24 protein-coding genes are annotated in these 21,505 nt (G+C 67.3%); 9 read left to right on the forward strand and 15 right to left on the reverse strand.

Annotated features, from left to right (window positions below):
- Positions 1 to 25: 25 nt before the first annotated feature.
- The 3 genes from CP958_RS11395 (at position 26) to CP958_RS11405 (ending at position 2,424) form a co-directional block, all read left to right on the forward strand.
- The gene (locus CP958_RS11395; RefSeq protein ID WP_096702086.1) at positions 26 to 877 is read left to right on the forward strand and encodes a ChbG/HpnK family deacetylase; all 852 of its coding nucleotides are present in this window, start codon (positions 26 to 28) and stop codon (positions 875 to 877) included.
- Positions 874 to 2,034, forward strand: a complete 1,161-nt coding sequence (locus CP958_RS11400) for an MFS transporter (RefSeq protein WP_096702087.1) — start codon at positions 874 to 876, stop codon at positions 2,032 to 2,034. Before CP958_RS11395 ends, CP958_RS11400 begins: the two co-directional genes overlap by 4 nt.
- A 69-nt stretch (positions 2,035 to 2,103) precedes the next feature.
- Complete coding sequence (locus tag CP958_RS11405; protein WP_242442855.1) at positions 2,104 to 2,424, forward strand: acyltransferase; 321 nt, start codon at positions 2,104 to 2,106, stop codon at positions 2,422 to 2,424.
- Here the strand turns inward: CP958_RS11405 and chrA are convergent.
- Entirely contained in the window at positions 2,407 to 3,768 is a 1,362-nt protein-coding gene (gene chrA, locus CP958_RS11410; protein ID WP_096702088.1) for a chromate efflux transporter, read from the reverse strand. The genes CP958_RS11405 and chrA overlap by 18 nt on opposite strands.
- Positions 3,749 to 6,244, reverse strand: a complete 2,496-nt coding sequence (locus tag CP958_RS11415) for an EAL domain-containing protein (protein WP_096702089.1) — start codon at positions 6,242 to 6,244, stop codon at positions 3,749 to 3,751. Before CP958_RS11415 ends, chrA begins: the two co-directional genes overlap by 20 nt.
- Positions 6,245 to 6,475: 231 nt before the next feature.
- Between CP958_RS11415 and CP958_RS11420 the strand changes: the two genes are divergently transcribed.
- On the forward strand, positions 6,476 to 7,105 hold the full coding sequence (locus tag CP958_RS11420; protein ID WP_096702090.1) for a DUF2478 domain-containing protein: 630 nt from the start codon (positions 6,476 to 6,478) through the stop codon (positions 7,103 to 7,105).
- Here the strand turns inward: CP958_RS11420 and CP958_RS11425 are convergent.
- From CP958_RS11425 to CP958_RS11435, 3 genes are all read right to left on the reverse strand, one after another.
- Entirely contained in the window at positions 7,063 to 7,965 is a 903-nt protein-coding gene (locus tag CP958_RS11425; RefSeq protein WP_096702091.1) for a helix-turn-helix transcriptional regulator, read from the reverse strand. The genes CP958_RS11420 and CP958_RS11425 overlap by 43 nt on opposite strands.
- A 164-nt stretch (positions 7,966 to 8,129) precedes the next feature.
- Complete coding sequence (locus CP958_RS11430; protein WP_096702092.1) at positions 8,130 to 8,597, reverse strand: helix-turn-helix transcriptional regulator; 468 nt, start codon at positions 8,595 to 8,597, stop codon at positions 8,130 to 8,132.
- Between the two features lie 125 nt (positions 8,598 to 8,722).
- Positions 8,723 to 9,655, reverse strand: coding sequence for a LysR family transcriptional regulator (locus CP958_RS11435; protein ID WP_096702362.1), 933 nt, complete (start codon positions 9,653 to 9,655; stop codon positions 8,723 to 8,725).
- A 106-nt stretch (positions 9,656 to 9,761) separates the two neighbouring features.
- Here CP958_RS11435 and CP958_RS11440 point away from each other — a divergent pair, with 106 nt between their 5' ends.
- The 4 genes from CP958_RS11440 (at position 9,762) to CP958_RS11455 (ending at position 11,431) form a co-directional block, all read left to right on the forward strand.
- Positions 9,762 to 10,373: a GNAT family N-acetyltransferase gene (locus tag CP958_RS11440; protein ID WP_096702093.1), complete on the forward strand. Its 612-nt coding sequence runs from the start codon at positions 9,762 to 9,764 to the stop codon at positions 10,371 to 10,373.
- Positions 10,374 to 10,380: 7 nt separating this feature from the next.
- Entirely contained in the window at positions 10,381 to 10,809 is a 429-nt protein-coding gene (locus CP958_RS11445) for a ribbon-helix-helix domain-containing protein (protein ID WP_096702094.1), read from the forward strand.
- Between the two features lie 28 nt (positions 10,810 to 10,837).
- A complete protein-coding gene (locus CP958_RS11450) occupies positions 10,838 to 11,026 on the forward strand; it encodes a hypothetical protein (protein ID WP_096702095.1) in 189 nt (62 codons plus the stop codon).
- A 93-nt stretch (positions 11,027 to 11,119) separates the two neighbouring features.
- The gene (locus CP958_RS11455; RefSeq protein WP_096702096.1) at positions 11,120 to 11,431 is read left to right on the forward strand and encodes a hypothetical protein; all 312 of its coding nucleotides are present in this window, start codon (positions 11,120 to 11,122) and stop codon (positions 11,429 to 11,431) included.
- A 48-nt stretch (positions 11,432 to 11,479) separates the two neighbouring features.
- Here the strand turns inward: CP958_RS11455 and CP958_RS11460 are convergent, their stop codons facing one another.
- The 5 genes from CP958_RS11460 to CP958_RS11480 all read right to left on the reverse strand — a co-directional run bounded on the left by CP958_RS11460 (position 11,480) and on the right by CP958_RS11480 (position 16,528).
- Positions 11,480 to 12,883, reverse strand: a complete 1,404-nt coding sequence (locus CP958_RS11460; protein ID WP_096702097.1) for a saccharopine dehydrogenase C-terminal domain-containing protein — start codon at positions 12,881 to 12,883, stop codon at positions 11,480 to 11,482.
- A gap of 356 nt (positions 12,884 to 13,239) precedes the next feature.
- Positions 13,240 to 13,983: a 5-oxoprolinase subunit PxpA gene (locus tag CP958_RS11465; protein ID WP_096702098.1), complete on the reverse strand. Its 744-nt coding sequence runs from the start codon at positions 13,981 to 13,983 to the stop codon at positions 13,240 to 13,242.
- Entirely contained in the window at positions 13,980 to 15,008 is a 1,029-nt protein-coding gene (locus tag CP958_RS11470; protein WP_096702099.1) for a biotin-dependent carboxyltransferase family protein, read from the reverse strand. The genes CP958_RS11465 and CP958_RS11470 overlap by 4 nt, the downstream gene beginning before the upstream one ends.
- Before the next feature lie 2 nt (positions 15,009 to 15,010).
- A complete protein-coding gene (pxpB, locus tag CP958_RS11475; protein ID WP_096702100.1) occupies positions 15,011 to 15,637 on the reverse strand; it encodes a 5-oxoprolinase subunit PxpB in 627 nt (208 codons plus the stop codon).
- 3 nt (positions 15,638 to 15,640) lie between these two features.
- Complete coding sequence (locus CP958_RS11480) at positions 15,641 to 16,528, reverse strand: LysR family transcriptional regulator (RefSeq protein ID WP_096702101.1); 888 nt, start codon at positions 16,526 to 16,528, stop codon at positions 15,641 to 15,643.
- Positions 16,529 to 16,635: 107 nt separating this feature from the next.
- On the opposite strand from CP958_RS11480, the gene CP958_RS11485 reads away from it, so the two are divergent.
- Positions 16,636 to 17,805 (forward strand): YbfB/YjiJ family MFS transporter, encoded by a 1,170-nt coding sequence (locus tag CP958_RS11485; RefSeq protein ID WP_096702102.1) that lies wholly within the window; start codon positions 16,636 to 16,638, stop codon positions 17,803 to 17,805.
- Here CP958_RS11485 and CP958_RS11490 read toward each other — a convergent pair.
- The 5 genes from CP958_RS11490 to CP958_RS11510 all read right to left on the reverse strand — a co-directional run bounded on the left by CP958_RS11490 (position 17,774) and on the right by CP958_RS11510 (position 21,498).
- Positions 17,774 to 18,022, reverse strand: coding sequence for a GIY-YIG nuclease family protein (locus tag CP958_RS11490; RefSeq protein WP_096702103.1), 249 nt, complete (start codon positions 18,020 to 18,022; stop codon positions 17,774 to 17,776). The genes CP958_RS11485 and CP958_RS11490 overlap by 32 nt on opposite strands.
- Before the next feature lies 1 nt (position 18,023).
- Positions 18,024 to 18,650, reverse strand: coding sequence for a LysE family translocator (locus CP958_RS11495; RefSeq protein WP_096702104.1), 627 nt, complete (start codon positions 18,648 to 18,650; stop codon positions 18,024 to 18,026).
- 15 nt (positions 18,651 to 18,665) lie between these two features.
- Entirely contained in the window at positions 18,666 to 20,309 is a 1,644-nt protein-coding gene (locus CP958_RS11500) for an AMP-binding protein (RefSeq protein ID WP_096702105.1), read from the reverse strand.
- A 276-nt stretch (positions 20,310 to 20,585) separates the two neighbouring features.
- Positions 20,586 to 21,296 (reverse strand): DNA repair protein RecO, encoded by a 711-nt coding sequence (recO, locus tag CP958_RS11505; protein ID WP_096702106.1) that lies wholly within the window; start codon positions 21,294 to 21,296, stop codon positions 20,586 to 20,588.
- The gene (locus CP958_RS11510; RefSeq protein WP_096702107.1) at positions 21,283 to 21,498 is read right to left on the reverse strand and encodes a hypothetical protein; all 216 of its coding nucleotides are present in this window, start codon (positions 21,496 to 21,498) and stop codon (positions 21,283 to 21,285) included. Before CP958_RS11510 ends, recO begins: the two co-directional genes overlap by 14 nt.
- Between the last annotated feature and the right edge of the window lie 7 nt (positions 21,499 to 21,505).

Here is a 21,505-nt window from a genome sequence, read left to right on the forward strand (position 1 = left end):
ACGCCCGCGCTCTATCCTGCCGCCCATGACCCACGAAAAAGCCGCCGTCACCCTTTGCGCCGACGATTATGGTCTGGCCCCGGGATTAGGCATCGCCATCCGCGCCCTGATCGAGCAGGGCCGCCTGCAGGCCACCGGCTGCATGACCGGCTCGGCCTATTGGCCGGACGAAGCCGAGAAGCTGAAGCCGCTGGAGGGTCGGGCAGGATTCGGCGTGCACCTGACGCTCACCGATCACCGGCCGCTGGGTGCCATGCCTTCGCTGGCCCCCGAGGGACGGCTGCCCTCCATCGGCGCCATGGTCAAGCGCTCGGTGCTGCGCCGCCTGGACAAGGCCGAGATCGCCGCCGAGCTGGAACGCCAGGTGGATGCCTTCGAGGCCCATATGGGCCGCCCCCCCGACTTCCTTGACGGCCATCACCATGTCCACCAGTTGCCCATCGTCCGCGACGTGGTGGTGGACCTGTGGCGCCGCCGCCTGAAGCCGCGCGGCGGCTGGGTGCGCTCGTGCTGGGAGAACCCGCTCGCCATCGTCCGGCGCGGCGTCGATCCCATCCGCGCCACCATCATCGCCCTGCTGGGAATCGGATTGCGCCAGAGGATGCGGGCCGAGGGCATTCCCCACAACCGGTCGTTCCGGGGGGTCTACGACTTCTCGGGCAAGGTCCCCTATGGCGAGTTGTTCCGCGTCTTCACCCATGCGCCGGGGCCTGGAACCCTGGTGATGTGCCATCCGGGACAGGTGGACGACGCCTTGCGCGCCTGCGAATGGCTGACCGACCAGCGCGAGGTGGAGTGGCGGTTCCTCGCCTCCGACGCCTGTGCCCTGTCCCTGGCTGATCGCGGCATCACCCTGGCGGCCCGGCTGTCGGCATGAGTCCCCAATCCGCCGCCTTGCGGCTGGGAACCTATTACGCCGCCCTGTTCGTGGCGGTGGGCATCCACATTCCCTTCTGGCCGCTGTGGCTGCAAAGCCGGGGGCTGTCGGCCTCCGAGATCGGCTGGGTGGCCGCCGCCGGCTATTTCACCCGCATCCTGGCCAGCCCGGTGATCGGCCATCTGGCCGACCACGGCGGCGAACGCCGGCGGCTGATGATCCGCCTTGCCCTGGCCGCCGGGCTGATCTGGCTGCTGTTCCCGCTGATGGACGGATTCCTGCCCATCCTGGTTCTGAGCGTCATCGCCATCTTCCCCTTCACCGGGCTGGTGCCGCTGGGCGACACCCTGGCCATGATGGTCGTCGGCCGGCACGGACTGGATTACGGCCGGGCCAGGCTGTGGGGATCGCTGGCCTTCATCGTCGCCGCCACCCTGCTGGGCAAGGCGCTGGAATCCTGGCCGATAGCGGTGCTGCCCTGGCTGATGGCGGCGGCGCTGCTGCTGACCGCCGCCTCGTGCCTTGGCCTGCCCGATCTCAAGGTCGCCCGGCACGAGGACAAGCCGCCCTCGCTGCGGCCGGTGCTGCTCCATCCGCTGTTCCTGCTGTTCCTGGGAACCACGGCGCTCAACCAGATGGCCCATACCGTCTACTACACCTTCGCCACCATCCACTGGAAGGCGGCCGGCCTGTCCGACATGGTCATCGGCCTGTTGTGGTCGGAAGGCGTGGTGGCCGAGATCATCCTGTTCGCCATGAGCAACCGGGTGGTGGCCCGTTTCGGCCCCGCCGCCCTGCTGCTGGCCGCCGCCATGGCCGGGACCGTGCGCTGGCTGGTGCTGGGCTCCACCGCCTATCTGCCCCTGGTGGCCCTGGCCCAGCTGCTGCACGCCGCCACCTTCGGCTGCGCCCATCTGGGCGCCATCCACTTCATCGCCCGCGTCGTTCCCCAAGGCCTGTCGGCCCGCACCCAGGGAATCTTCGCCGCCATCGCGGTGGGACTGGCCCCCGGCCTGATCACCCCGTTCAGCGGCCGGCTGTATGAAAGCCTGGGGGGCGGCTCATTCCTGGTCATGGCAGCCCTGTCGGCCCTGTCGGCGCTGCTGGCCTGGGCGCTGATGCGCCGCTGGACCGTGGGAAGCCGGATCACTGAGTGAAACGCTTTCCTCTCGCCGATACGGTAGAGTAGGATCGCTAGGGGAAAATACAGTGGCGAGTCGTCGGGGATGAGCGGAAAAGACAAGACGGTGGCGCAGATGTCGCGCTCCGAATTGATGGAATTGCTGAAGCGTTTCGCCGGCGTGGCGCCGCCCCAGGGCTACGACCAGGACGACTGGGACGACTGGCTGGTGGCGTCCGTGCTGCAGCGCTGCCGCCGCGACGCCGGCGACGAGAGCATCGATGGCGCCGGAACCGCCAATGCCATCAAGCTGCTGGCCCCGCTCAAGTTCTTTCCCCAGCTCCTGCCCCATCTGGAACACCAGTTGGGACGCGGCCTGACCGCCCAGGAGCTGGAACCCGCCGTCGCCCTACGGAAAAAGAAATAGCTTCCAGACGATGCCGGACAGCCCGGCCGCCGCCAGGGTGGGCAGCATGCCGACCCTAAGACGCAGCATGGCGACGGCCGCCATGACGGCCAGGGCCAGGGCCGCCGGGTCGAGCGTCGCCATCTCGGGGACGAAGAGGCGCAGCGGCCCGGTCCGCATCTCGTCTACCCGGCCGAACAGCACGTGCAGGGCGAACCACAGGCCGAGATTGAAGATCACCCCCACCACGGCGGCGGTGATGGCCGCCAGGGCGCCGGACAGCGCCTTATAGCCGCGCAGAACCTCCACATAGGGCGCCCCGGCCAGAATCCACAGGAAGCAGGGCAGGAAGGTCACCCAGACGGTCAGCGTCGCCCCCAGCACTCCCCCCATCCAGGGGCCGAGAGTGCCGGGATGGCGAAACCCGGCCAGGAAGCCGACGAACTGGTTGACCAGGATCAGCGGCCCCGGCGTGGTCTCGGCCAGTCCCAGGCCGTCCAGCATCTCGGCCGGCCCCAGCCAGCCGTAAACCTCCACCGCCTGCTGCGCCACATAGGCCAGCACCGCGTAGGCGCCGCCGAAGGTCACCACCGCCATCTTGGAAAAGAACAGGCCGATGGACCCGAACGCCCCCTGGCCCCAGGCCATGGAGGCCGCCACCGGAACCAGCCACAGCACCAGACAGACGGCCGCCGTCCGGATGGTCCGCCGCCGGTCCGGAAGGGTGTGTTCCGCCCCTTGCCCGATGGCACGGTCGGCGGCGCCCCCGGCCTCGGCCTGGGCGCCGTCGCCGGCCGGCAGAAAGGCCGCCCGCCCGGCCCGAGCCGCCATGTAGCCCCAGAGTCCGGCCGCCAGAACGATCAGCGGAAACGGCAGGTCCAGCAGGAAGATGCCGAGAAAGGCCAGAACGGCGATGCCCAGCTTCTCGGCCGAGCGTAACGCCCGGCGGCCGATGCGCAGCACCGCCTCGATCACCACGGCGAGCACCGCCGGCTTGATGCCGTAGAACAGCCCGTCCACCAGGGGAACCTGATGAAAGCCGGCATACAGCGCCGCCAGCCCCATCATCACCACGAACCCCGGCAGGATGAACAAGGTGCCGGCGACGATACCGCCGAGCGTGCGATGCAGCAGCCAGCCGATATAGGTGGCCAATTGCTGGGCTTCCGGCCCCGGCAGCAGCATGCAGAAATTCAGCGCATGAAGAAAGCGGGTCTCGCTGACCCATTTCCTCTCCTCCACCAGGATACGGTGCATGGTGGCGATCTGCCCGGCCGGCCCGCCGAAGCTGAGCAGGCCGACCCGGACCCAGACCCTGAACGCCTCGCGGAACTCGGGATGGGCGTCAGCGGGGGACGGCGGCATCACTGGCCTGTACTCCGGTCATGAAGATGTCGGCCAGCTCGGCCGGCATGGGACGGGCGATCAGGTACCCCTGAATCTCATCGCATTCCTGGGTTTCCAGGATGGTGATCTGCTCCAGGTCCTCGATTCCCTCCGCCACCACCTTGAGCCCCAGGGAGTGGGCGATGCCGATGATGCTCGAAACCAGCATCATGTCGCGCGAATCCCGCGCGATGTCGCGGACGAACGAGCGGTCGATCTTCAAGGTGTTGACCGGCAGGCGCTTGAGATAGCTGAGCGAGGAATAGCCGGTGCCGAAATCGTCGATGGCGAGATTGACCCCCAGGGCGCGCAGCCGCTGCAGCACCTCGCGCTGATCCACTTCAAGGTCGATGACGAAGCTTTCGGTGATCTCCAGTTCCAGGTGACCGGCGGGAAAGCCGGTTTCCTCCAGCACCCGCCTGACCTGATCCGGCAGGTCATCCCCGGAGAAATTAACCCCGGAAAGGTTAACGGCCATGGAGATATCGTGGCCCTGGTCCCGCCAGATCCGCCCCTGGCGGCAAGCCTGACGCATGACGAACAGATCGATGCGTCCGATCAGATGCATCTCTTCGGCCAGGGGGATGAAATCCAGCGGTGGAATCATGCCGAGACGGGGGTGCTGCCAGCGGACCAGGGCCTCGAATCCCGTCACCCGGTTGGCGGCGAGGTTCTTCTGGGGCTGGTAGTGAACCTGGAATTGCCCCTCCTCCACCGCCTGACGCAGTGCCATTTCCAGCTCCAGGCGATGTTCCTCGCGCTTGGTCATCTCGGCGGAATAGAAGTTGAAGCGCCCCTTGCCCGCCGCCTTGGCCTGGTACATGGCGGTATCGGCATGCTTCAGCAATTCCTCACCGCTCCGCCCGTCGGTGGGGAACAGGCTGATGCCGATACTGGTTCCGATGAACACCTCGCGGCCGTCGATAGCGACCGGAGCCTGCAAGGCCGCCAGTATCTTCTCTCCGACCAGGGCGGCGTCGCCGGCCGAGGAAATCTCGTCCAGGATCACCGTGAACTCGTCGCCGCCCAGCCGGGCGATGGTGTCGGTCATGCGCACGCAGCCGCGCAGGCGGACGGCCACTTCCTTCAGCAGGTCGTCGCCGGCCCGATGCCCCATGGTGTCGTTGACCTTCTTGAAGCCGTCCAGGTCGAGGAACAGCAGGGCCGCCTGCCGGTCGTGGCGCAGGGCGTGAACCACGGCACGCTCCAGCCGGTCCTGGAACAGCGCGCGGTTGGGCAGATCGGTCAGCACGTCGTAATGGGCCAGGCGCAGGATATGGCGCTGGGCTTCGACCTTTTCGGTGATGTCGCTGAAGCTGCCGATGAAATAGCGGATGGCGCCGGCCTCGTCATAGACCGCCACGATGGTTTCCCAGGCGACGAAGACCTGACCGTCCTTGCGGCGGTTCCATATTTCGCCTTGCCAGCGGCCGTCGCGATAAATGGCCTGCCACATCTCCTTGTAGAAATCGGCATCGTGGTGGTTGGAGCGGATGATACGGGGATTACCGCCGATCACTTCGGCCTCGCCATACCCCGTCAACTCGGTGAACATGGGATTGACCCGCAGAATCCGCCCACGGGGATCGGTGATCAGGGTGGCTTCCAGGGCGTTGCGGAATACATGGGTGGCGAGACGGGTTTCCTCGCCGGCCAGCGCCTTCTCCATCAGCCGCCGGGTCGTACGGCGGCCGATCAGACCGATACCGGCCACCCCCACCAGCCAGAACCCGCCGTGGGTGACGGCCAGGGCGCGAATGGCATGACGCTCCACCTCCAGATAGGGCTCCAGGGGAACGGACACGCCGACGGCGCCGCGCACCGAGCCGTTGGGAAAGCCCAGGTGGCCGTGGCACTTCTGGCAACTCTCCTCCATCATGAACGGCTTGATCAGCCGCAGGTGCGGCTTGCCGCCGATGGCGGAGACCTCCAGCTTCTCCGATATCCGCCCGGTGTCGAACTGGCGGATGGCCTCGGCCTCCCAGGGATCGGCCTCATTGTTGGGATTGAGGGTGACGATACCGACGATGCGGCCCTTGATGCCGTAATCCTCGCCGTAATCGGCCATCATCTCGCGCAGCATGTAGGCCGGGTTCATCAGGGTCAGCAGCCGCCCGTCATTGGCGACAAGATCGCGGTCGGGCAGATGGGACATCCATGGACTGGGCGGAGTCTTCTCGGTGGGCTCCACATAGACGCCGCCATGGTCCGACGCCCAGCGGCGATAGGCCAAATCCTTGTTGAAGGCCGAACGGGCGGTATTCAGGGCAAGGTCGAGGGTCGTCGCCTGCTGCCGGCTGACATTCCACCACAGCGAAATGCCCAGCAGCACCGTCCACAGCACGACCGCCGCCGCCCCGTAGCGGATCACCAGATCAAAAATCCGCCGCCGCTCGGTGACCGCAAGGGTCACGATGCCGTCATTGGAAGCCTTGCCTGGCGGGCCGGACTGCATTCAGCCGCGTCCCACCCCGCCACCCGACCTCGTCGGTTTCGACCACATGGACACGCCGTTCTCCTTCCCTGCCCCGGACCATTGTTCAATGGCGCCCCGGCCACCACAAGGGAGAAAGCCTGACGACAACCAAACTTTTCGCGTTTTTGACCTATTCCGCAAGCCAGATGTCATAATCCATCCGACCGTGTTACACCCGATGAGGGAACCATTGGGAGCATCTAGAGACCCATGGCCGAAGACGACATCGTGTCATCGCTGAAAATCGGCGTCATCGTAAGACCGCCGGATGCCAGCGTGCCGGATTCCATGGAAGGCTTCGCCCGTATCCTGCAAGGCCAGGGGTTCCTGGTACGCGGGCTGGTCCAGCGCAATTCCGCGTCTTCCGGCGATTGCGCCTGCACCATGACCCTGGTGGATCTGGAGAACGGCCAGGAATTCCGCATCAGCCAGAACCTGGGCAGCGGTTCCACCTGCTGCCGGGTCGACACCCAGGCGGTGGCCGAGGCCAGTTCCGTCCTGCGCCGGGCCATGGAAAACGAGATCGACCTGCTGGTCGTCAACAAGTTCGGTAAGCTGGAATCCCAGGGACACGGCATGGTGGACGAGATCGCGGCCGCCGTCAGCCGGGGCATTCCGCTGCTGACCTCGGTGGAAGTGCCGTTGCTGGACCGGTGGCGCGAGTTCACCGGCGGCGTCGCCGAGGAACTGACCCCCGGCTGCGGCGCCCTGATGCGCTGGTGGGACAACGTCCGGCCGCGCGGCGTGCCGCGCTCGTCACGGCTGTTGCGCGCCGTGCAGGAGGCTGCGGCGGACGCTCAGCCGTTCCAGCGAATGGAACCGATTCCGGAAACATCATAGCCGCCCAGGGTTTCCACCCGGCGGGCGAACTCGTTGGTACGCACGAAAGCCAGCAGCGCCTGAATGGGCGGCTCGAAATAGGCACGGCGGTCGATGGCCAGATCGAAGCGCTCGCGGTGCAGCGGCACGAAACCCAGTTTCAGGCTCTTGGCGACCGAGGCCACCGCCAGCCCGGCATCGGCAGCGCCTTCCAGGATGGCCAGCCCCACATCGGTCTCGCTGCGCACCGGCACCTGCGCCGTGGTCAGGGATTCGGCCGCGATGCCCGCTTCGGCCAGCAGACGGTCGAGCAGCAGGCGGCTTCCCGCCCCTTCCTGGCGCAGCACGACGCGGGCCTTGGCCGCCACCAGATCGGCCAGCGAGCCGAGGCCCAGCGGATTGCCCGAAGCCACCACCAGCCCCTGCTGACGCCAGGCCCATTCGATCAGCACCACGTTGCGCTCGGCCAGCATTTCCTGGACTTGGGGCAGATTGTAGGTGCCGCTCTCGGTATCCAGCAGATGGATTCCGGCCGCCGCGGCTTCACCCATGGCCAGTTGCCGCAGCCCGTCCATGGAAGAACCGGGCAGCACGGCCAGACCGCCGCCCACCTCGCGCAGGCACCATTCCAGCAGGGGATCGTGGCTGCCGGCCACCACCATGGGGACCGGACCCTGCCGGGGAGCGTCGGAGGGCGAGGCGCTGTTGCGCTTCAGCCAAGCGTCGATCTCCCCCTTGGGAAACAGCCACTTTCCGGTCACCCGGGTACAGGGGATGCGCCGCTCCTTCAGCAGCTCGTAGACCTTACGCTCCTTGACGCGCAGGTAACGGGCCACCTGATGGGTGTCCATCATCTCGGGAAAATCTTGGGAATCATCCATGAGGCGGCGGCTTGCATCTCGGGTGGCGGAGGATATCTCGTGGCGAGAATGGCGCGGGGCGCGACGATTGACAAGAACCCACTCCACCCATGTGGGAAATGAAGCCCAAACGAACACGGCCGGGGCAGAGCCCCGGCCGTAATTCTCACTCGCGACAGCCGATATTATTCGGCGCCGGCGACGGCGGCCAGGGCCTTGGCCAGTTCGTACACCCGCTTGCGAACCTGAGGGTCGGTGATGTTGTAGTAGGCGCGGACCAGTTCCAGCGTCTCGCGCTTGGTCATGGGATCGGCTTCGAACGTCGCCGGCTCCTCGGACAGCCCGACCGAACCCTTGATGATGTTCACCGGGCTCTGGGCCTGGACCTGATCGGCCATGTCATCGAAGAAATAGGACACCGGCACGTCCAGGACGCGCGACAGGTCGAACAGGCGCGACGCGCCGATGCGGTTGGCGCCGCGCTCGTACTTCTGCACCTGCTGGAAGGTCAGCCCGATGGCCTCGCCCAGCTTTTCCTGGCTCATGCCCAACAGCGTCCGCCGCAGACGCATGCGGCCACCCACATGAACATCCACCGGGTTGGGGGCACCGCTCTCCAGCCGCCCCCTGGTCGATACATTTCGCTTCGCCAAAACAATACCCCTAATTGAGTGAGAAACCTGTTCGCATTCTAGCCAACGCGCGCCTAAACGCAACCTTTTTTAGTATGCAGCTGAATACCAGAGTATTCAGACACCCTATCCGCGCCGCACCCTGCTCATTTCTCGCGGTACCACGCCGATGCGGTGAACATCCCGGCCAGCAGATCGTATAATTCGCGTACCGACGGCTCGCGCAGGGTGTCTTCATGGGACACCAGCCACAGGGAGACCGCCATGGACGGCACCTCCACGTCGACGGCCGCCAGACGATGCTCGTAGAGAGTTGAATAATCCGGGAGAATCGAAATCCCCTCTCCGCCCAGCAAGGGACGCTGAAGCTTGGGCGTGTTGGAGGCCACGGTCACGTCCCCGTCCTGCTTGCCCGCCACCAGGCCGTTCCAGGCATCCAGCCCCCGGATGGCGCGATAGATGCCGATATCGAGCAGCGGCAATTCGGCCAGATCGTCGAAGCTGGAAACGCCCCGCATCTCGTGCAGAAAATCCCGACTGGCCACCGGAACGAAATTCATGGTCCCGACCCGGCGGACATGCACGGCGCCCGAAACCCTGGGCAGATCGCCCGGCGAGGTCGCCATGACCGAAATGTCGGCCTTTCCCGAAGCGGTGGTGAAAGCCAGTTTGGGCATGTGTGTCGTCACCAGACGCCGGTCCAGCGGCAATTCATGCTTGTCCTGGCCCATCAGGGCGGGGATCAGGGTATAGGTCAGCAATCCCTCGCTGGCCGCCACCGTGACCTTGGGCGTCTGAAAACTGGTCAGGCCCTGCATGGCGCCTTCGAAGTCGTCGGCCAAGGCCGCCATGGCCCGCGCCCGCTCCAACAGCGCTTCACCCGCCGGGGTCGGCGTCGCCCCCGACCTGCGCCGGGTGAACAGCGGCCGCCCGATGGCGGCCTCCATATTGGCGATCCGCCGGCTGACCGTGGTCTGGTCGATCCCCATAGCGGTAGCCGCCGCAGCGAAGCTGCGGTGCTCGGCACAGGCGATGATCAACCGGACATCATTCCAGTCATGCAGGCGAAACTGACCCATGGCCTCCTTCACGCCACTGCTCGGTATTCACATTACACGGCATACCGTAACACCGTGCATCCCTGCAAGATAGCCCCCATCGAATTTCTTGCATGGAGGCGCACCGATGACGACAGAGATCCGCAACGGTAGCAAGGTACCCAGTGCGTCGGTTACCGTGAAGATCGCCCGGACCCCGGACGAGTTCGCGATGGCCATGGCCATTCGCGCTGCGGTCTTCCTCGCCGAAGAAGACAACATCACCTATTTCGACGAATTCAATGGCAACGATTATGTCGCCACTCACCTGATCGCCTTCGTGGACGGCGATCCGGCCGGCGTCATCCGGGTGCGTTGGTTCGCCGATTTCGCCCTCCTCGAGCGGGTCGGCATCCGCAAGCGCTACCGTTCCTACCAGGTGCTGGCCTCGCTGGCCCGCGCCGCCCTGGAACTAGCCCGCCAGAAAGGCTTCCGCATCGCCGCCGGCCGCGCCCGGCTGGAGACGGTCAACTTCTGGAAGCGCTTCGGCGGCCGCCAGTCGGGCGAGGCCGTCAGCATGTATCGCGGCACGCTGGTTCCCATCGTCCACGACATTCCGCGCCGCCCCGATCTGGGTGCCATCCCGGCAGGTCCGTTCGGCGACCCGGATTTCGAATCCCTGATCGTCCAGCAGGAGGGCAACTGGGACTTCAGCAAGCTGAACAACAGGGCTCCCCTCCATCTCTCGGCGGCGGAGTAGCCCGGAGATGAACTGGCAAGACCGTCAAGGCATGATCGCCGACCTCAACCTTCGCATCGAATTGAAGCGCCTGGCTGACAAGGCGTTCGACCGCGACGACGGTCCGCTGATGGCAATCCTCGAGGTCGCCATCAGCACCCTGGACGAACGCCTCGCCGATCCCGAGGCCTATGCGCGGGAGGAACCCCCGCGCAAACGGCCGGTGACGCTGATCTGCCGCAACGTCCGCATCAAGGGCAAGCGGACCAGCGTCAAGCTGGAGAACGAGTTCTGGCACGCCCTGGAACTGATGGCCGGCGAGGCCCATTGCACCATCGATGATCTGTGCGACGCCGCCCGGCGCCGCTACGAGGCCAGCAGCCTGACCTCGGCGATCCGCGTCTTCGTACTGAACAGCAATATGGCCGCCCAGCCCGACTACCCGCTTCCGGCCTGAAGCCGGCTACTCAAGGAAGGATCACGCCATGATCACCACCGGCAAAGGCCCCTCGGGCCTGCCCAACCCCGCCGCCGCGGCCCAGATCGCCCGCCTGCTCGAAGACCTGGCCCAGGAAGCCCGGCAGTTGGGCTTTGGCGGACTGGCCGAGTCCATCGCCTCCGTGGGTATCGAAGCCAGCGAGGAAGCCCGCCACGCCAGCCGTCTGGCCATGTAGACCAGTTTGCCCATGTAGACCAGTTTGCATCGAAACAGACGGAAAGCTATCCTCTGCCTCCCGGCCCCGGTCGGGAGTCAGGGGATCAAAAGCATGAGAATCGCCGTTTTCGCCTTGCTGCTGCTTTCCCTCGGCGCCTGCGCCGAGGTCACCACGTTCCGCCGTTCCGACGGCTCCGTGTACCATCACGTCAATTGCGGTGATTCCATGAAGCTGGAATCGTGCCGCAACGCCGCCGAACGGACCTGCCCCAACGGCTTTGACCGCATGAATATCCGCGCCGTCGGCGACACTTCCCGCGCACAGCGCTGCGCCGGCGACAACGAGGAGCGCCGACGCAACGGCGAACAGGAACTCGCCTGCCCGGCGGAGAAGCGCGCCGACAACTTCTTTGTCTGCAGGTAGGACCGGTAACGGCGGTCGGGGCGGGCGGATAGCCCGCCCGCATCCCCCTTAGATGACCCGGACGTTCTTGAACTGCCAGGGGTCCGAGGTATCCAGATCCTCGTCGAACAGCGTGCCGCGCCCCTCCAGCGGCGTCCAGTCGGTGTAGACCCCGACCACCGGCCCCAGATAGGGCCGGGCGATCTCCAGGATGCGCTGGAAGTCGATCTCGTCGGGCTCGACGATGCCCCGCATGGGATTCTCCAGCGCCCAGATCATGCCGGCCAGCACGGTGGAAGTGACCTGCAGGCTGGTGGCGCTGTTATGGGGCGCCAGTTCACGCGCCTCGGCGATGGACAACTGCGAACCGTACCAATAGGCGCCCTTGGCATGGCCGGCGATCAGCACGCCCAGTTCGTCGATGCCGCTGACCAGTTCGTTGACCATCAGGCGCTGCTTGGACGGCATGGTCCAGTTCTTGCCGGCCAACTCATGCAGCGACAGCACGGCGGCGTCGCACGGGTGATAGGCGTAGTGCACCGTGGGACGGTAGGTGACCCGCCCCTCCTCCTTCACCGTGAAGTAGTCGGCGATGGAGATGGATTCGTTGTGGGTGATGAGGAAGCCGTGGAAGGCCCCTTCCACCGGCGTCCAGGTGCGCACCCTTTGGCTGGCGCCCGGCTTCATCAGGTAGATGGCCGCGTCGCCGCCGAAATCATGGCGGCGCCCGTCGGCGGGCATCTCCTTCTCGTGGGTGCCCCAGCCCAGTTCGGCCGGCTGGCAGCCCTCACCCACGAAGCCGTCGATGGACCAGGTATTGACGAACTCGTCGGGTCCCTTGGGGATCGACCCCTGCTGGGTGTCGCGCTCGGCCACATGCATGACCTTGACGCCCAGCCGGGCGGCCAGTTCGCCCCAGCCCTGCCGGCTCCTGGGCACCTCGGTCCCCAGGCCGGTGTCGGCGGCGATGTTCAGCAGCGCCTGCTTGACGAAATGCGAGACCAGGCCGGGATTGGCGCCATGGGTGACCAGCGCCGTCGGCGCCGGGCCGTTGACCCGCAGACGCAGCATTTCCTCCCGCAGCGCATAATTGGTGCGCAGCGAGGGAGACAGGCTGGAATCGGTGTAGCCGCCGGCCCAGGGTTCGATGCAGGTGTCCTGGTAAAGGACGCCGAGGTCGCGGCACAGCTCGACCAGCGCGGTCGACGACACATCCACCGAAAGATTCAGCAGGAAGTCGCCCTTGCGCAGCATGGGAGTCAGACGGTCGCGGAAATCGTCCTGGGTCAGCGCTTTGTTCGTAAATTCGATGCCGTACTCGGCGGCAACCTGACGGCCGCGTTCACAGGCCGTAATGATGCTGATCTGGGCCGGTTTGATCTCGATATGGCGCAGGATGAGGGGCAGAATGCCCTGGCCGATGCTGCCGCAGCCGATGATGACCAAACGGCCCTTGAAGACAATGGTGCGCATAGCGGTACTCCCCTTACCTCGGTTTTGGCCCAGCCGGAAGGCCGGGACCTGGTGGCATCAACAACGCTCCTACACACGGGCTCCGCAAGGCGCCCGCGTTCGACGGCAACGGCGGCAAGCAACCGGACTCCCGGCCGCGATACCGCCGTCACATACTTGTACAGATTTCCGGGATAACGCCCATCGTGTGGGTCACGAACATGTCCACCTCCCTTTCGGGCGCCGCCAAAGAACCCGGCGGCTCTTCCAAAAAGGACGCGTCCGTCGTTGCATAACCGACAAGGGCCATAGGCACGTACGTGTGCGTCACTGTCGCGCTATATACCCGCCCTGCTCCCGCGATGCAATACCCGCCGTCAGATCAAGGGGATAATCGTGATGCCGGCCGCCTCCAGAACCGCCCGCAACCGCCGGGCCAGGGCCACGGCTCCGGCGTCGTCGCCGTGCACGCAGACCGACTGGGCGCGGCAGGCAATCCTGCGGCCCGACAGGGTGGTCAGCATGCCTTCTCGCACCATTCCCAGCACGCGCGCCGCCGCGATTTCGGGATCGTGGATCATGGCGCCCGGCTGGGAGCGCGGCACCAGATTGCCGTCATCGTCATAGGCGCGATCGGCGAACACCTCCTCGGCCACCACCAGCCCCGCCGCCTGCCCGGCCGCCACCAGGGCCGAGCCGGCGGGGGCCAGCAGGACCAGGGCGGGGTCGGCGCCGCGCACGGCGCGGACGATGGCGGCGGCGGCGGCGGCGTCGACCGCCGCGCGGTTGGACAGCGCCCCATGCGGCTTCACATGGCCGACCCGGCCGCCCAGCCGCCCGGCGATTTCCATCAGGTCGCGGAGCTGGGCCAGCACCACCGCCTCGATCTCGGCGGGGGAAAGGTCCATGGGCCGGCGGCCGAAACCCTCGCGATCGGGATAGGAGGGATGGGCGCCGATACCGATGCCCCGCGCCATGGCGGCCCGCACCGTCGCCTCCATGACGGCCGGCGAGCCGGCGTGCGCCCCGCAGGCGATGTTGGCGGCGCTCACCACGTCCAGCATGGCGAGATCGTCGCCGCATTCCTCGCCGAGATCGGCATTGAGATTGACGGAAATCATCCCTCGTCCTCCCCGCCGGACACCATGCCGGACACCAGATTGGCGGTGTAGAGCGCCGCCAGATCAAGGCCGCCCACCGGCTCGGCCATGGCGGCGATGGCGGCGGCGATACGGCGCTCGAGATTGGCGCGGGCGGCTTCGGCCTCCTCCATCCCGACCCAACGGAAGCGCAGCGCGCCGCCCGGCAGTATCCGCCCGGCGCGCGGCAGGTCGGCGGAGATCACCGTGGCGATCTTGGCATAGCCGCCCACCGTCTGATGGTCGGCCAGCAGCAGGATGGGGGCACCGTTGCCCGGTACCTGGATGCAGCCGGCCATCAGACCGTCCGAGGCGATGCCGGGCGTCTTGGCGTGCTCCAGCACCGGCCCCTCCAGGCGCAGCCCCATGCGGTCGGCATCCCGGCCCACCCGGTACTCGGCCGAGACCAGGGTCGCCAAAGCCTGCGGCGTGAAATGGTCATCCTGCGGCCCGGCGATCACCCGCAGCGGCCCGGAGCCGTAATCGAAGGGCGCCGCCAGAACCTTCTCGCCGCGCTCGGACGCCGGCCGGTTGAGGGGCAAGCCGTCGCCCGCCGCCAGCGCCCGCCCGCCCAGCGGCCCCAGCCCGGCGCGGGTATAGGTGGCAAGACTGCCCAGCACCGGTGCCAGGGCGAAGCCGCCCTCCACCGCCAGATAGGCCACCGGGCCACCGCCGACCGCCCCCAGTTCAAGGACGTCGCCGGCCTGCAGGAGATGGCTGCGGCCGGAGTCCAGCGTCACCGCCTCGCCCGCCCGGAGGCGCCTTGCCGCGACCCCGCCGGTCAGGGCGACACGCACCGCGCCGCCCTCGACGCGTAGAGCGGGGCCGAGCCAGGACAGCTCCAATGCCCCCTCGCCCGGCGGGTTCCCCACCAGGGCATTGGCGAGACGCGGTCCCACCGGGTCCAGCGCTCCGGCCGGCGGCACGCCGAGATGGCGATAGCCCACCCGCCCCAGATCCTGGAGGGTGGTGAACAGGCCGGGCCTGAGAACGTGCAGGGCAAGCATGCTCACACCGGCTCGAAGGTCACGGTATCGCCGGGAGCCAGCAAGGCGGGCGGCGAGGCCGTCTGGTCGAACAGGCGCATGTCGGTGGAGCCGATCAGGTGCCAGCCGCCCGGCGAATCCCAGGGATAGATGGCGGTCATGGCGTCGGCCATGGCCAGCGAGCCGGCGGGAACCTTCAGCCGGGGCTCGGCCCGGCGCGGCAGGCGGATGGAGGGCGGCAGTTCGGCCATATAGGCAAAGCCGGGCATGAAGCCCAGCATGTGCACCCGATAGGCGCCACCAGCATGGACGTCGATCACCTGGGGCGCCGACAGGCCGCAGGCCGCCGCCACGGCCTCCAGGTCGGGACCGTCATAGCGCACCCTGATACGGTGATGCCGTCCCGTGGCCGACGACGCCTCGCCCAACCCCTCGGCCAGCCGGGCGACGGTCCCGGCCAGGGGATTGAAGCGGGCAACCCCCGGATCGAACACCACCAGCAGGGCACGGAAGCTGGGCACCGTCTCGACGATGCCCGCCACTCCGTCCAGGGCGGCGTTGAGCGCCATCACCCTGGCGTTGGCCGCCTCGCTGATCGAATCGCCGAACTCCACGGAAAAGGCGGTATCGCCCACGGGAAGGATGCGCATGACCTATTCCGCCGCCTGGGCGCTGGCCAGACCGATTTTCACGTGATCGAGGAAGGCGGCCTGGGCGCTGGAGACGAAGGAATCGCGGCGACGGATGAACACCGTGTCCACCATGGCCTCGTCGGGCGGCAGGGTGTGGATGGCGACGCGACGGTCGCGCCAGACCTGTTCCATCATGCGGCGCGGCAGCATGGTGATGCCCATGCCGGCGGCGACGCAGCCGAAGATGGCCTCCAGGGTGCCGAATTCCAGCAGCCGCAGGCCCACCACGCCGCGCCGGGCCAGGATGCTTTCCAGCCGCTGGCGATAGGAGCAGCCGGAGCGCAGCACCACGATGCGCAGACCCGCCAGCCCCGCCGACCAGTCAAGCCGCGAGATACCGGGCGCGGTCAGCACCACCAGTTCCTCGCGGAAGACTTTTTCCTCCTCCAGATCGGGATGGTTGACCGGGCCGCTGACGAAGCCGCCTTCCAGCCGGCGTTCCAGCACCTGCTCGATGGTTTCCTGCGTGGTGCCGCCCCGGATCGACAGGTCGACGGCCGGCCAACGCTCGACGAAGCCGGTGAGCAGCGGCGCCAGATGCATGGACAGCGTGGTTTCCAAAGAGCCGATCACCAGATCGCCGGCCGGCTCGCCGTTATCGGCCACCGCCCGGCGGGCGTCCTTGAGCAGGCTGATGACCTGCAGGGCATAGGGCATCAGCCGCCGCCCGGCCGCGGTCAGCACCACGCCGCGCGAATGGCGCTCGAACAATTCGGCGCCCAGTTGTTCCTCCAGCACGCGGATGCGGGCGGTGACGTTGGACTGCACGGTATTGAGTTCCGCCGCCGCCCGGCTCATGCCGCTCAGGCGGGCCACCGCCTCGAAGACCCGAAGATCACCGGCATCCATGGCGCGCCTCCATCCCATCTCCAATGATGATGGATCGTATCATATCAAATCGTTTCTCATGAATACGGAAGGTGCATAGGGTGGTATCGCTTTCAAAGGAGCGAGCCATGCACCATCCCGGCCCGTGGCGGGCCACCTTCTCGGCGCTGTGCGCCAATCTGGTGGGAATCGGCCTGGCCCGCTTCGCCTATTCCCCGCTGATCCCCGCCTTGGTGGTGGAAGGCTGGTTCACCGCCTCGTCCGCCGCCTATCTGGGGGCCGCCAATCTGGCCGGCTATCTGGCCGGGGCGTTGTCGGCCCGTGCCCTGGGGCGCCGCCTGGGACCGGCCCTGACGCTCCGCGCCATGATGGCGGTGGTCACGCTGTCGTTCCTGGCCTGCGCCCAGCCCCTGCCCTTCCTCTGGTTCTTCGTCTGGCGCTTCGCCTCGGGGCTGGCCGGCGGCGTCATCATGGTGCTGGCCGCCACCCTGGTGCTGCCCCATGTGCCTGAATCGCGGCGCGGGCTGGCCGGCGGGCTGATCTTCATGGGGGTCGGCCTGGGCGCCGTGGCCTCGGCCACCCTGCTGCCCATGCTGCTGGCCCAGGGGATGGCGTTCACCTGGGTCATGATCGGCCTGCTGTGCCTGGCCTTCACCCTGGCAGCGTGGCGCGGCTGGCCCGAGGATACGGTGCTGCCCGATTCCAGCCGGACCGCCCAGCCCCACGACCTTCGCCTGCGCGCCCTGATGGGCATCTATGCCCTGAACGCCTTCGGGCTGGTGCCGCACATGGTGTTCCTGGTGGATATGGTGGCGCGGGGCCTCAACCAGGGGATCGGGCGCGGCGCCGCCATCTGGGTGCTGTTCGGGCTGGGCGCCTCGGTGGGGCCGGTGGTGCTGGGCCGCCTGGGCGACCGCTTCGGCTTCGGCGTCACCCTGCGGGCCGCCCTGGCCACCCAGGCTGTCGTCGTCGCCTGGGCCGCCACCACCACCGACGTCGCATGGCTGGGTCTGTCCGGCTTCATCATGGGCGGCTTCACGCCGGGCGTGGTCCCGGTGGTGCTGGGCCGGGTCCGGGAGTTGCTGCCCGGCGATTTCGGGGCTCAGCGCGCCGCCTGGAGCCGCACCACGGCCGCCTTCGCCCTGGGGCAGGCGGCGGCGGCCTATGGCCTCGCCTGGGTTTTCGGGGCCAGCGGCGGCGCGTATTTCCTGCTGTTCGCCGTGGGAGCCGGCGCCCTGGTGCTGGCGCTCGTCCTGGAACTGACGGTCAGGCCGAGGCGGGTTTCAGTGCCTGCTTGAAGGCGCGGTCGCGCTTGATGGCCGCCTCGCGCCGCAGCGCGTCGCCGTGGGGCAGCGGGCCTTCCACATGGACCAGCCGCCAGGGGCCGCGCCCCCGGGTGAACTTGGCCCCCTCGCCGGCATTGTGGCGGGCCAGCCTTTCCCCGACGTCCAGGGCGATACCGGTATAGGCCACGTTCGCCCCGTTGAGCAGGACGTAGACGAACCAGTCCTTCATCTCAGTGTTCGATGATCAGCTTGAGGCCCAGGGCGACGAACACGCCGCCGGCCAGCCGGTCGAGCCACAGCCCCGCCTTGCCGTGGCGGCTGAGCCAGCCGCCCAGGGAACCGGCGAACCAGCCGATGATGCCGAACAGCACGCAGGCCTGCACGGTGAACAGCAGGCCCAACTGCGCCATCTGCCAGCCCACGCCGCCCTTGTCGGCGTCCACGAACTGCGGCAGGAAAGCCAGGAAGAACAGGACGACCTTGGGATTGATGGCGTTGGCCAACAGCCCGCGCCGGAACAGCACGGCCAGGGATTCGTTGCCGCCCACCGCGCCGTCGATGCGCATGGCACCCGACGAGCGCAAGGCGCCGATGCCCAGCCAGACCAGATAGGCCCCGCCCGCCAGCTTCAGCCCGGTGAACAGCAGCGGCGAGGCGGCGATGGCGGCACTGATCCCCAGCGCCGCCAGGACGGTATGGCTGAGACAGCCGAGCGCGCAGCCCAGGCCGAAGGCCATGCCCTGGCGCCGCCCCCGCGACAGGCCGAGGCCGAGGATCATCAGATTGTCGGGCCCCGGCGACAGGGTGATCAGCACCGCCGCCGCCAGAAAGCCCAGAGCCTGGACGGAATCGAGCATGGCGGGAAGTCTGCCCTACAATTCCCTGAGGCGGAAGCGCTGGATCTTGCCGGTCTGGGTCTTGGGCAGGAATTCCACGAACTTGACGTCACGCGGGTATTTGTACGGCGCGATATTGGCCTTGACGAAGTTCTGGATCTCCTCGGCCAGCAGATCGCTGGCCAGGGAAGGATTGTCCAGCACGATGCAGGCCCGCACCACGGTACCACGCGCCTCGTCGGGCACGCCGATCACCGCGCACTCCGCCACCTTGGGGTGTTCGAGGATGGCGCGCTCCACCTCCTGGGCCGAAATGTTGTAGCCCGACGAGACGATCATGTCGTCCGAGCGGTCCACGTACCAGAACCAGCCGTCCTCGTCCTGCTCCATGATGTCGCCGGTGACGTTCCAGCCCTTCTTGACGAAGGCGGCCTGACGCGCCTGGTCGTCGAGATAGCGGCAGCCGGTGGGGCCGCGCACCGCCAGACGCCCCTTGGAGCCGGGCGGCAGCGGATTGTAATCGTCGTCCAGGATACAGGCGGTATAGCCGTCCGCCGGCCGCCCGGTGGCGCCCGGCCGCGCCACGTCGGCGGTCTGGCAGATGAAATGGGTCAGCATCTCGGTCATGCCGATGCCGTTGACCAGCTTGATGCCGGTGCGTTCCAGCCAGTCGTCGTAAAGACGGGGCCGCAGATGCTCGCCAGCCGACGAGCCCTTGCGCAAGGACGAGATATCGTATTTGTCGACCATTCCCAGCATGGCGTGGAAGGCGGTGGGCACGGCGTAGAGGCTGGTGGCCCGGTGACGCTGGATACCCTCCAGGATCAATTCCGGGGTCGGCTTGGGGACCAGCACGGCAGTGGCGCGGTAGCGCAGCGGGTACATCATGAACGCCGCCTTGCCGTAGGTAAACGCGATGGACGGCGACCCGATCACCACCTCGTCCGGCTCCAGGGTATGGCTGCGCGGCCAGCAATCGCACGACGCCAGAATGTCGCGGTGGAAATGCATGGCGCCCTTGGGATTGCCCGTGGTCCCCGAGGTGAAGGTGATCAGCGCCACGTCGTCGGCCGCCGTATCAACATTGGCGAAGCCGGCGGGCTTGGCCTCGGCCCGGCGATCGAGGTCGGCGTCGGGATCGGTCCCCATGCCCAAAGGCGTGAAATAACCCACATGACGCAACCCGGCCACCTTCTGGCGGGTCAGTTCCATCTCCTCGGCCAGATCAAGCTCGCAGAGCGCGATATTGATGCGGGCCTTCTCGACGATGTAGCTCAGTTCCTTGGCGCGCAGCAGCGGCATGGTGGTCACGCAGATGCCGCCGGCCTTGAGAACCGCCAGCCAACCGGCCACCAGCATGGGGGTGTTGGCCGAGCGCAGCAGCACCCGGCCGCCGGGCACCAGTCCGAAATCCTCGGTCAGCACACGGGCGATGCGCTCGGCCCGGTCCAGCAGATGGGCGTAGCTCCACGTCCCTTCCGCATAATGGAATACCGGCTTGGCGCCGAACCCGGCGGCCACGGCGGTGTCGATCAGCGCGGCCGCCGCGTTGATGCGGTCGGGATAATGGCTGAGATGGGGCGCCGAGTAGTCGAATACCGGCCACAGATCGGGCGGCGGCAGCAACTCACGGGCAAAGCGGTCCACATGGGCACTGGGCACGCCACCGGGCAAGCGCATTCATTCCTCCACCGACTGAACGTTCATTCAGATGAATGATTATTCATTCAGTAGCCGAGGTCAAGGGGAATGGCTGTCCGACCTGATTTCCAATGAAGCGCCGAAACACCGTTCCTCGACACGGATAGACGCGGATGCCGCTTCGCGGCCACACATGAACATAGAGAATACCCCTGCCACTCAGGCCTTGAACCGGGCCGGGGATGGTCGCCGGAAAAAGGACCGTATCCATGTCTTCCGCGTCTTCATTCAACGGCCGCGTGACTGGGGAAGTTTTCAGCCCAACCGGCTGATCAATCTGCCCCGCGCCGCCGGCAGGACCGCGTGGCGGAGATCGAGCACGTGGCGCTGCAGGAAGAAGCCGGTCAGTTCCAGCCCCTCGCGGATGGCAGCCCCCTCTCCCTCCCCGCCCTCGATCAGGAAGGCGGGCAGAGCCAGCAGCTTATCGCGATAGGGTTCGCCCGCCGCCCGTGATACGGCGCGGCCGGTCTTGGGGCTGACCCAGGCCAGTTCGTCTGTCCGGCCGGTGGCGGCGCAGGCCGAAAGATCGAGGCCGAAGCCCAAATCGCGCAGCAGCGCCAATTCAAAGTGCACATAGACGCTGGGCCAGGACTCCGCCTCCAGGGCATGCAGCAAGGCCACCAGGGCGGCATGGCAGGCGGGATGGGGCTGGCGCTCGGCCAGGGCGACCTCCACCAGGGCGCAGGCCGCGCCCAGGGCGGAGAGCCGTCCGGCGTCGTCAAGGAACGCCGCCCCGTAGGCATGCAGCATTTCCAGACGGAAATTACCCAACTGCTCGGGCAGGCGGGCGGTCCACCTGGCGCGCACCAGGTTTCCGGGCTGCAGGATGGGGCGGTTGGTCTTGGACTGTCCGCCATGCACCAGACCGGCATGGCGTCCGTGGGTACGGGTCAGCAGGGAGGCGACGGCGCCGGTTTCGCCATGGCGGCGCACCGCCAGCACGACGGCGTCGTCATCCCATTCCATTCCAGCTCCACACGAACAGGCCGAGGCCGACGGCCGCCGCCGCCAGAGCCAGACCGGCCAGCAGCTTCTGCCGCGGCGAGATGGCGGGAATGTCGTCGTCCTCCAGGCTCCAGGCCCCGCGGGCGAAGCGATGGACCAGCAGCCCCAGCAGCGCCAGCACACCCACCCAGATCAGGGCGACGGCGATGGCGCGGGGCGTCATGCCGGCA

It is taken from the genome of Magnetospirillum sp. 15-1 (assembly GCF_900184795.1).
GTDB lineage: Bacteria > Pseudomonadota > Alphaproteobacteria > Rhodospirillales > Magnetospirillaceae > Phaeospirillum.

Coding starts and splice junctions, on each gene's coding strand:
- CP958_RS11395 (WP_096702086.1), top strand. CDS start 26: ATGACCCACGAAAAAGCCGCCGTCACCCTTTGCGCCGACGATTATGGT.
- CP958_RS11400 (WP_096702087.1), top strand. CDS start 874: ATGAGTCCCCAATCCGCCGCCTTGCGGCTGGGAACCTATTACGCCGCC.
- CP958_RS11405 (WP_242442855.1), top strand. CDS start 2,104: ATGAGCGGAAAAGACAAGACGGTGGCGCAGATGTCGCGCTCCGAATTG.
- chrA (WP_096702088.1), bottom strand. CDS start 3,768: ATGCCGCCGTCCCCCGCTGACGCCCATCCCGAGTTCCGCGAGGCGTTC.
- CP958_RS11415 (WP_096702089.1), bottom strand. CDS start 6,244: ATGCAGTCCGGCCCGCCAGGCAAGGCTTCCAATGACGGCATCGTGACC.
- CP958_RS11420 (WP_096702090.1), top strand. CDS start 6,476: ATGGCCGAAGACGACATCGTGTCATCGCTGAAAATCGGCGTCATCGTA.
- CP958_RS11425 (WP_096702091.1), bottom strand. CDS start 7,965: ATGGATGATTCCCAAGATTTTCCCGAGATGATGGACACCCATCAGGTG.
- CP958_RS11435 (WP_096702362.1), bottom strand. CDS start 9,655: ATGGGTCAGTTTCGCCTGCATGACTGGAATGATGTCCGGTTGATCATC.
- CP958_RS11440 (WP_096702093.1), top strand. CDS start 9,762: ATGACGACAGAGATCCGCAACGGTAGCAAGGTACCCAGTGCGTCGGTT.
- CP958_RS11445 (WP_096702094.1), top strand. CDS start 10,381: ATGAACTGGCAAGACCGTCAAGGCATGATCGCCGACCTCAACCTTCGC.
- CP958_RS11450 (WP_096702095.1), top strand. CDS start 10,838: ATGATCACCACCGGCAAAGGCCCCTCGGGCCTGCCCAACCCCGCCGCC.
- CP958_RS11455 (WP_096702096.1), top strand. CDS start 11,120: ATGAGAATCGCCGTTTTCGCCTTGCTGCTGCTTTCCCTCGGCGCCTGC.
- CP958_RS11460 (WP_096702097.1), bottom strand. CDS start 12,883: ATGCGCACCATTGTCTTCAAGGGCCGTTTGGTCATCATCGGCTGCGGC.
- CP958_RS11465 (WP_096702098.1), bottom strand. CDS start 13,983: ATGATTTCCGTCAATCTCAATGCCGATCTCGGCGAGGAATGCGGCGAC.
- CP958_RS11470 (WP_096702099.1), bottom strand. CDS start 15,008: ATGCTTGCCCTGCACGTTCTCAGGCCCGGCCTGTTCACCACCCTCCAG.
- pxpB (WP_096702100.1), bottom strand. CDS start 15,637: ATGCGCATCCTTCCCGTGGGCGATACCGCCTTTTCCGTGGAGTTCGGC.
- CP958_RS11480 (WP_096702101.1), bottom strand. CDS start 16,528: ATGGATGCCGGTGATCTTCGGGTCTTCGAGGCGGTGGCCCGCCTGAGC.
- CP958_RS11485 (WP_096702102.1), top strand. CDS start 16,636: ATGCACCATCCCGGCCCGTGGCGGGCCACCTTCTCGGCGCTGTGCGCC.
- CP958_RS11490 (WP_096702103.1), bottom strand. CDS start 18,022: ATGAAGGACTGGTTCGTCTACGTCCTGCTCAACGGGGCGAACGTGGCC.
- CP958_RS11495 (WP_096702104.1), bottom strand. CDS start 18,650: ATGCTCGATTCCGTCCAGGCTCTGGGCTTTCTGGCGGCGGCGGTGCTG.
- CP958_RS11500 (WP_096702105.1), bottom strand. CDS start 20,309: ATGCGCTTGCCCGGTGGCGTGCCCAGTGCCCATGTGGACCGCTTTGCC.
- recO (WP_096702106.1), bottom strand. CDS start 21,296: ATGGAATGGGATGACGACGCCGTCGTGCTGGCGGTGCGCCGCCATGGC.
- CP958_RS11510 (WP_096702107.1), bottom strand. CDS start 21,498: ATGACGCCCCGCGCCATCGCCGTCGCCCTGATCTGGGTGGGTGTGCTG.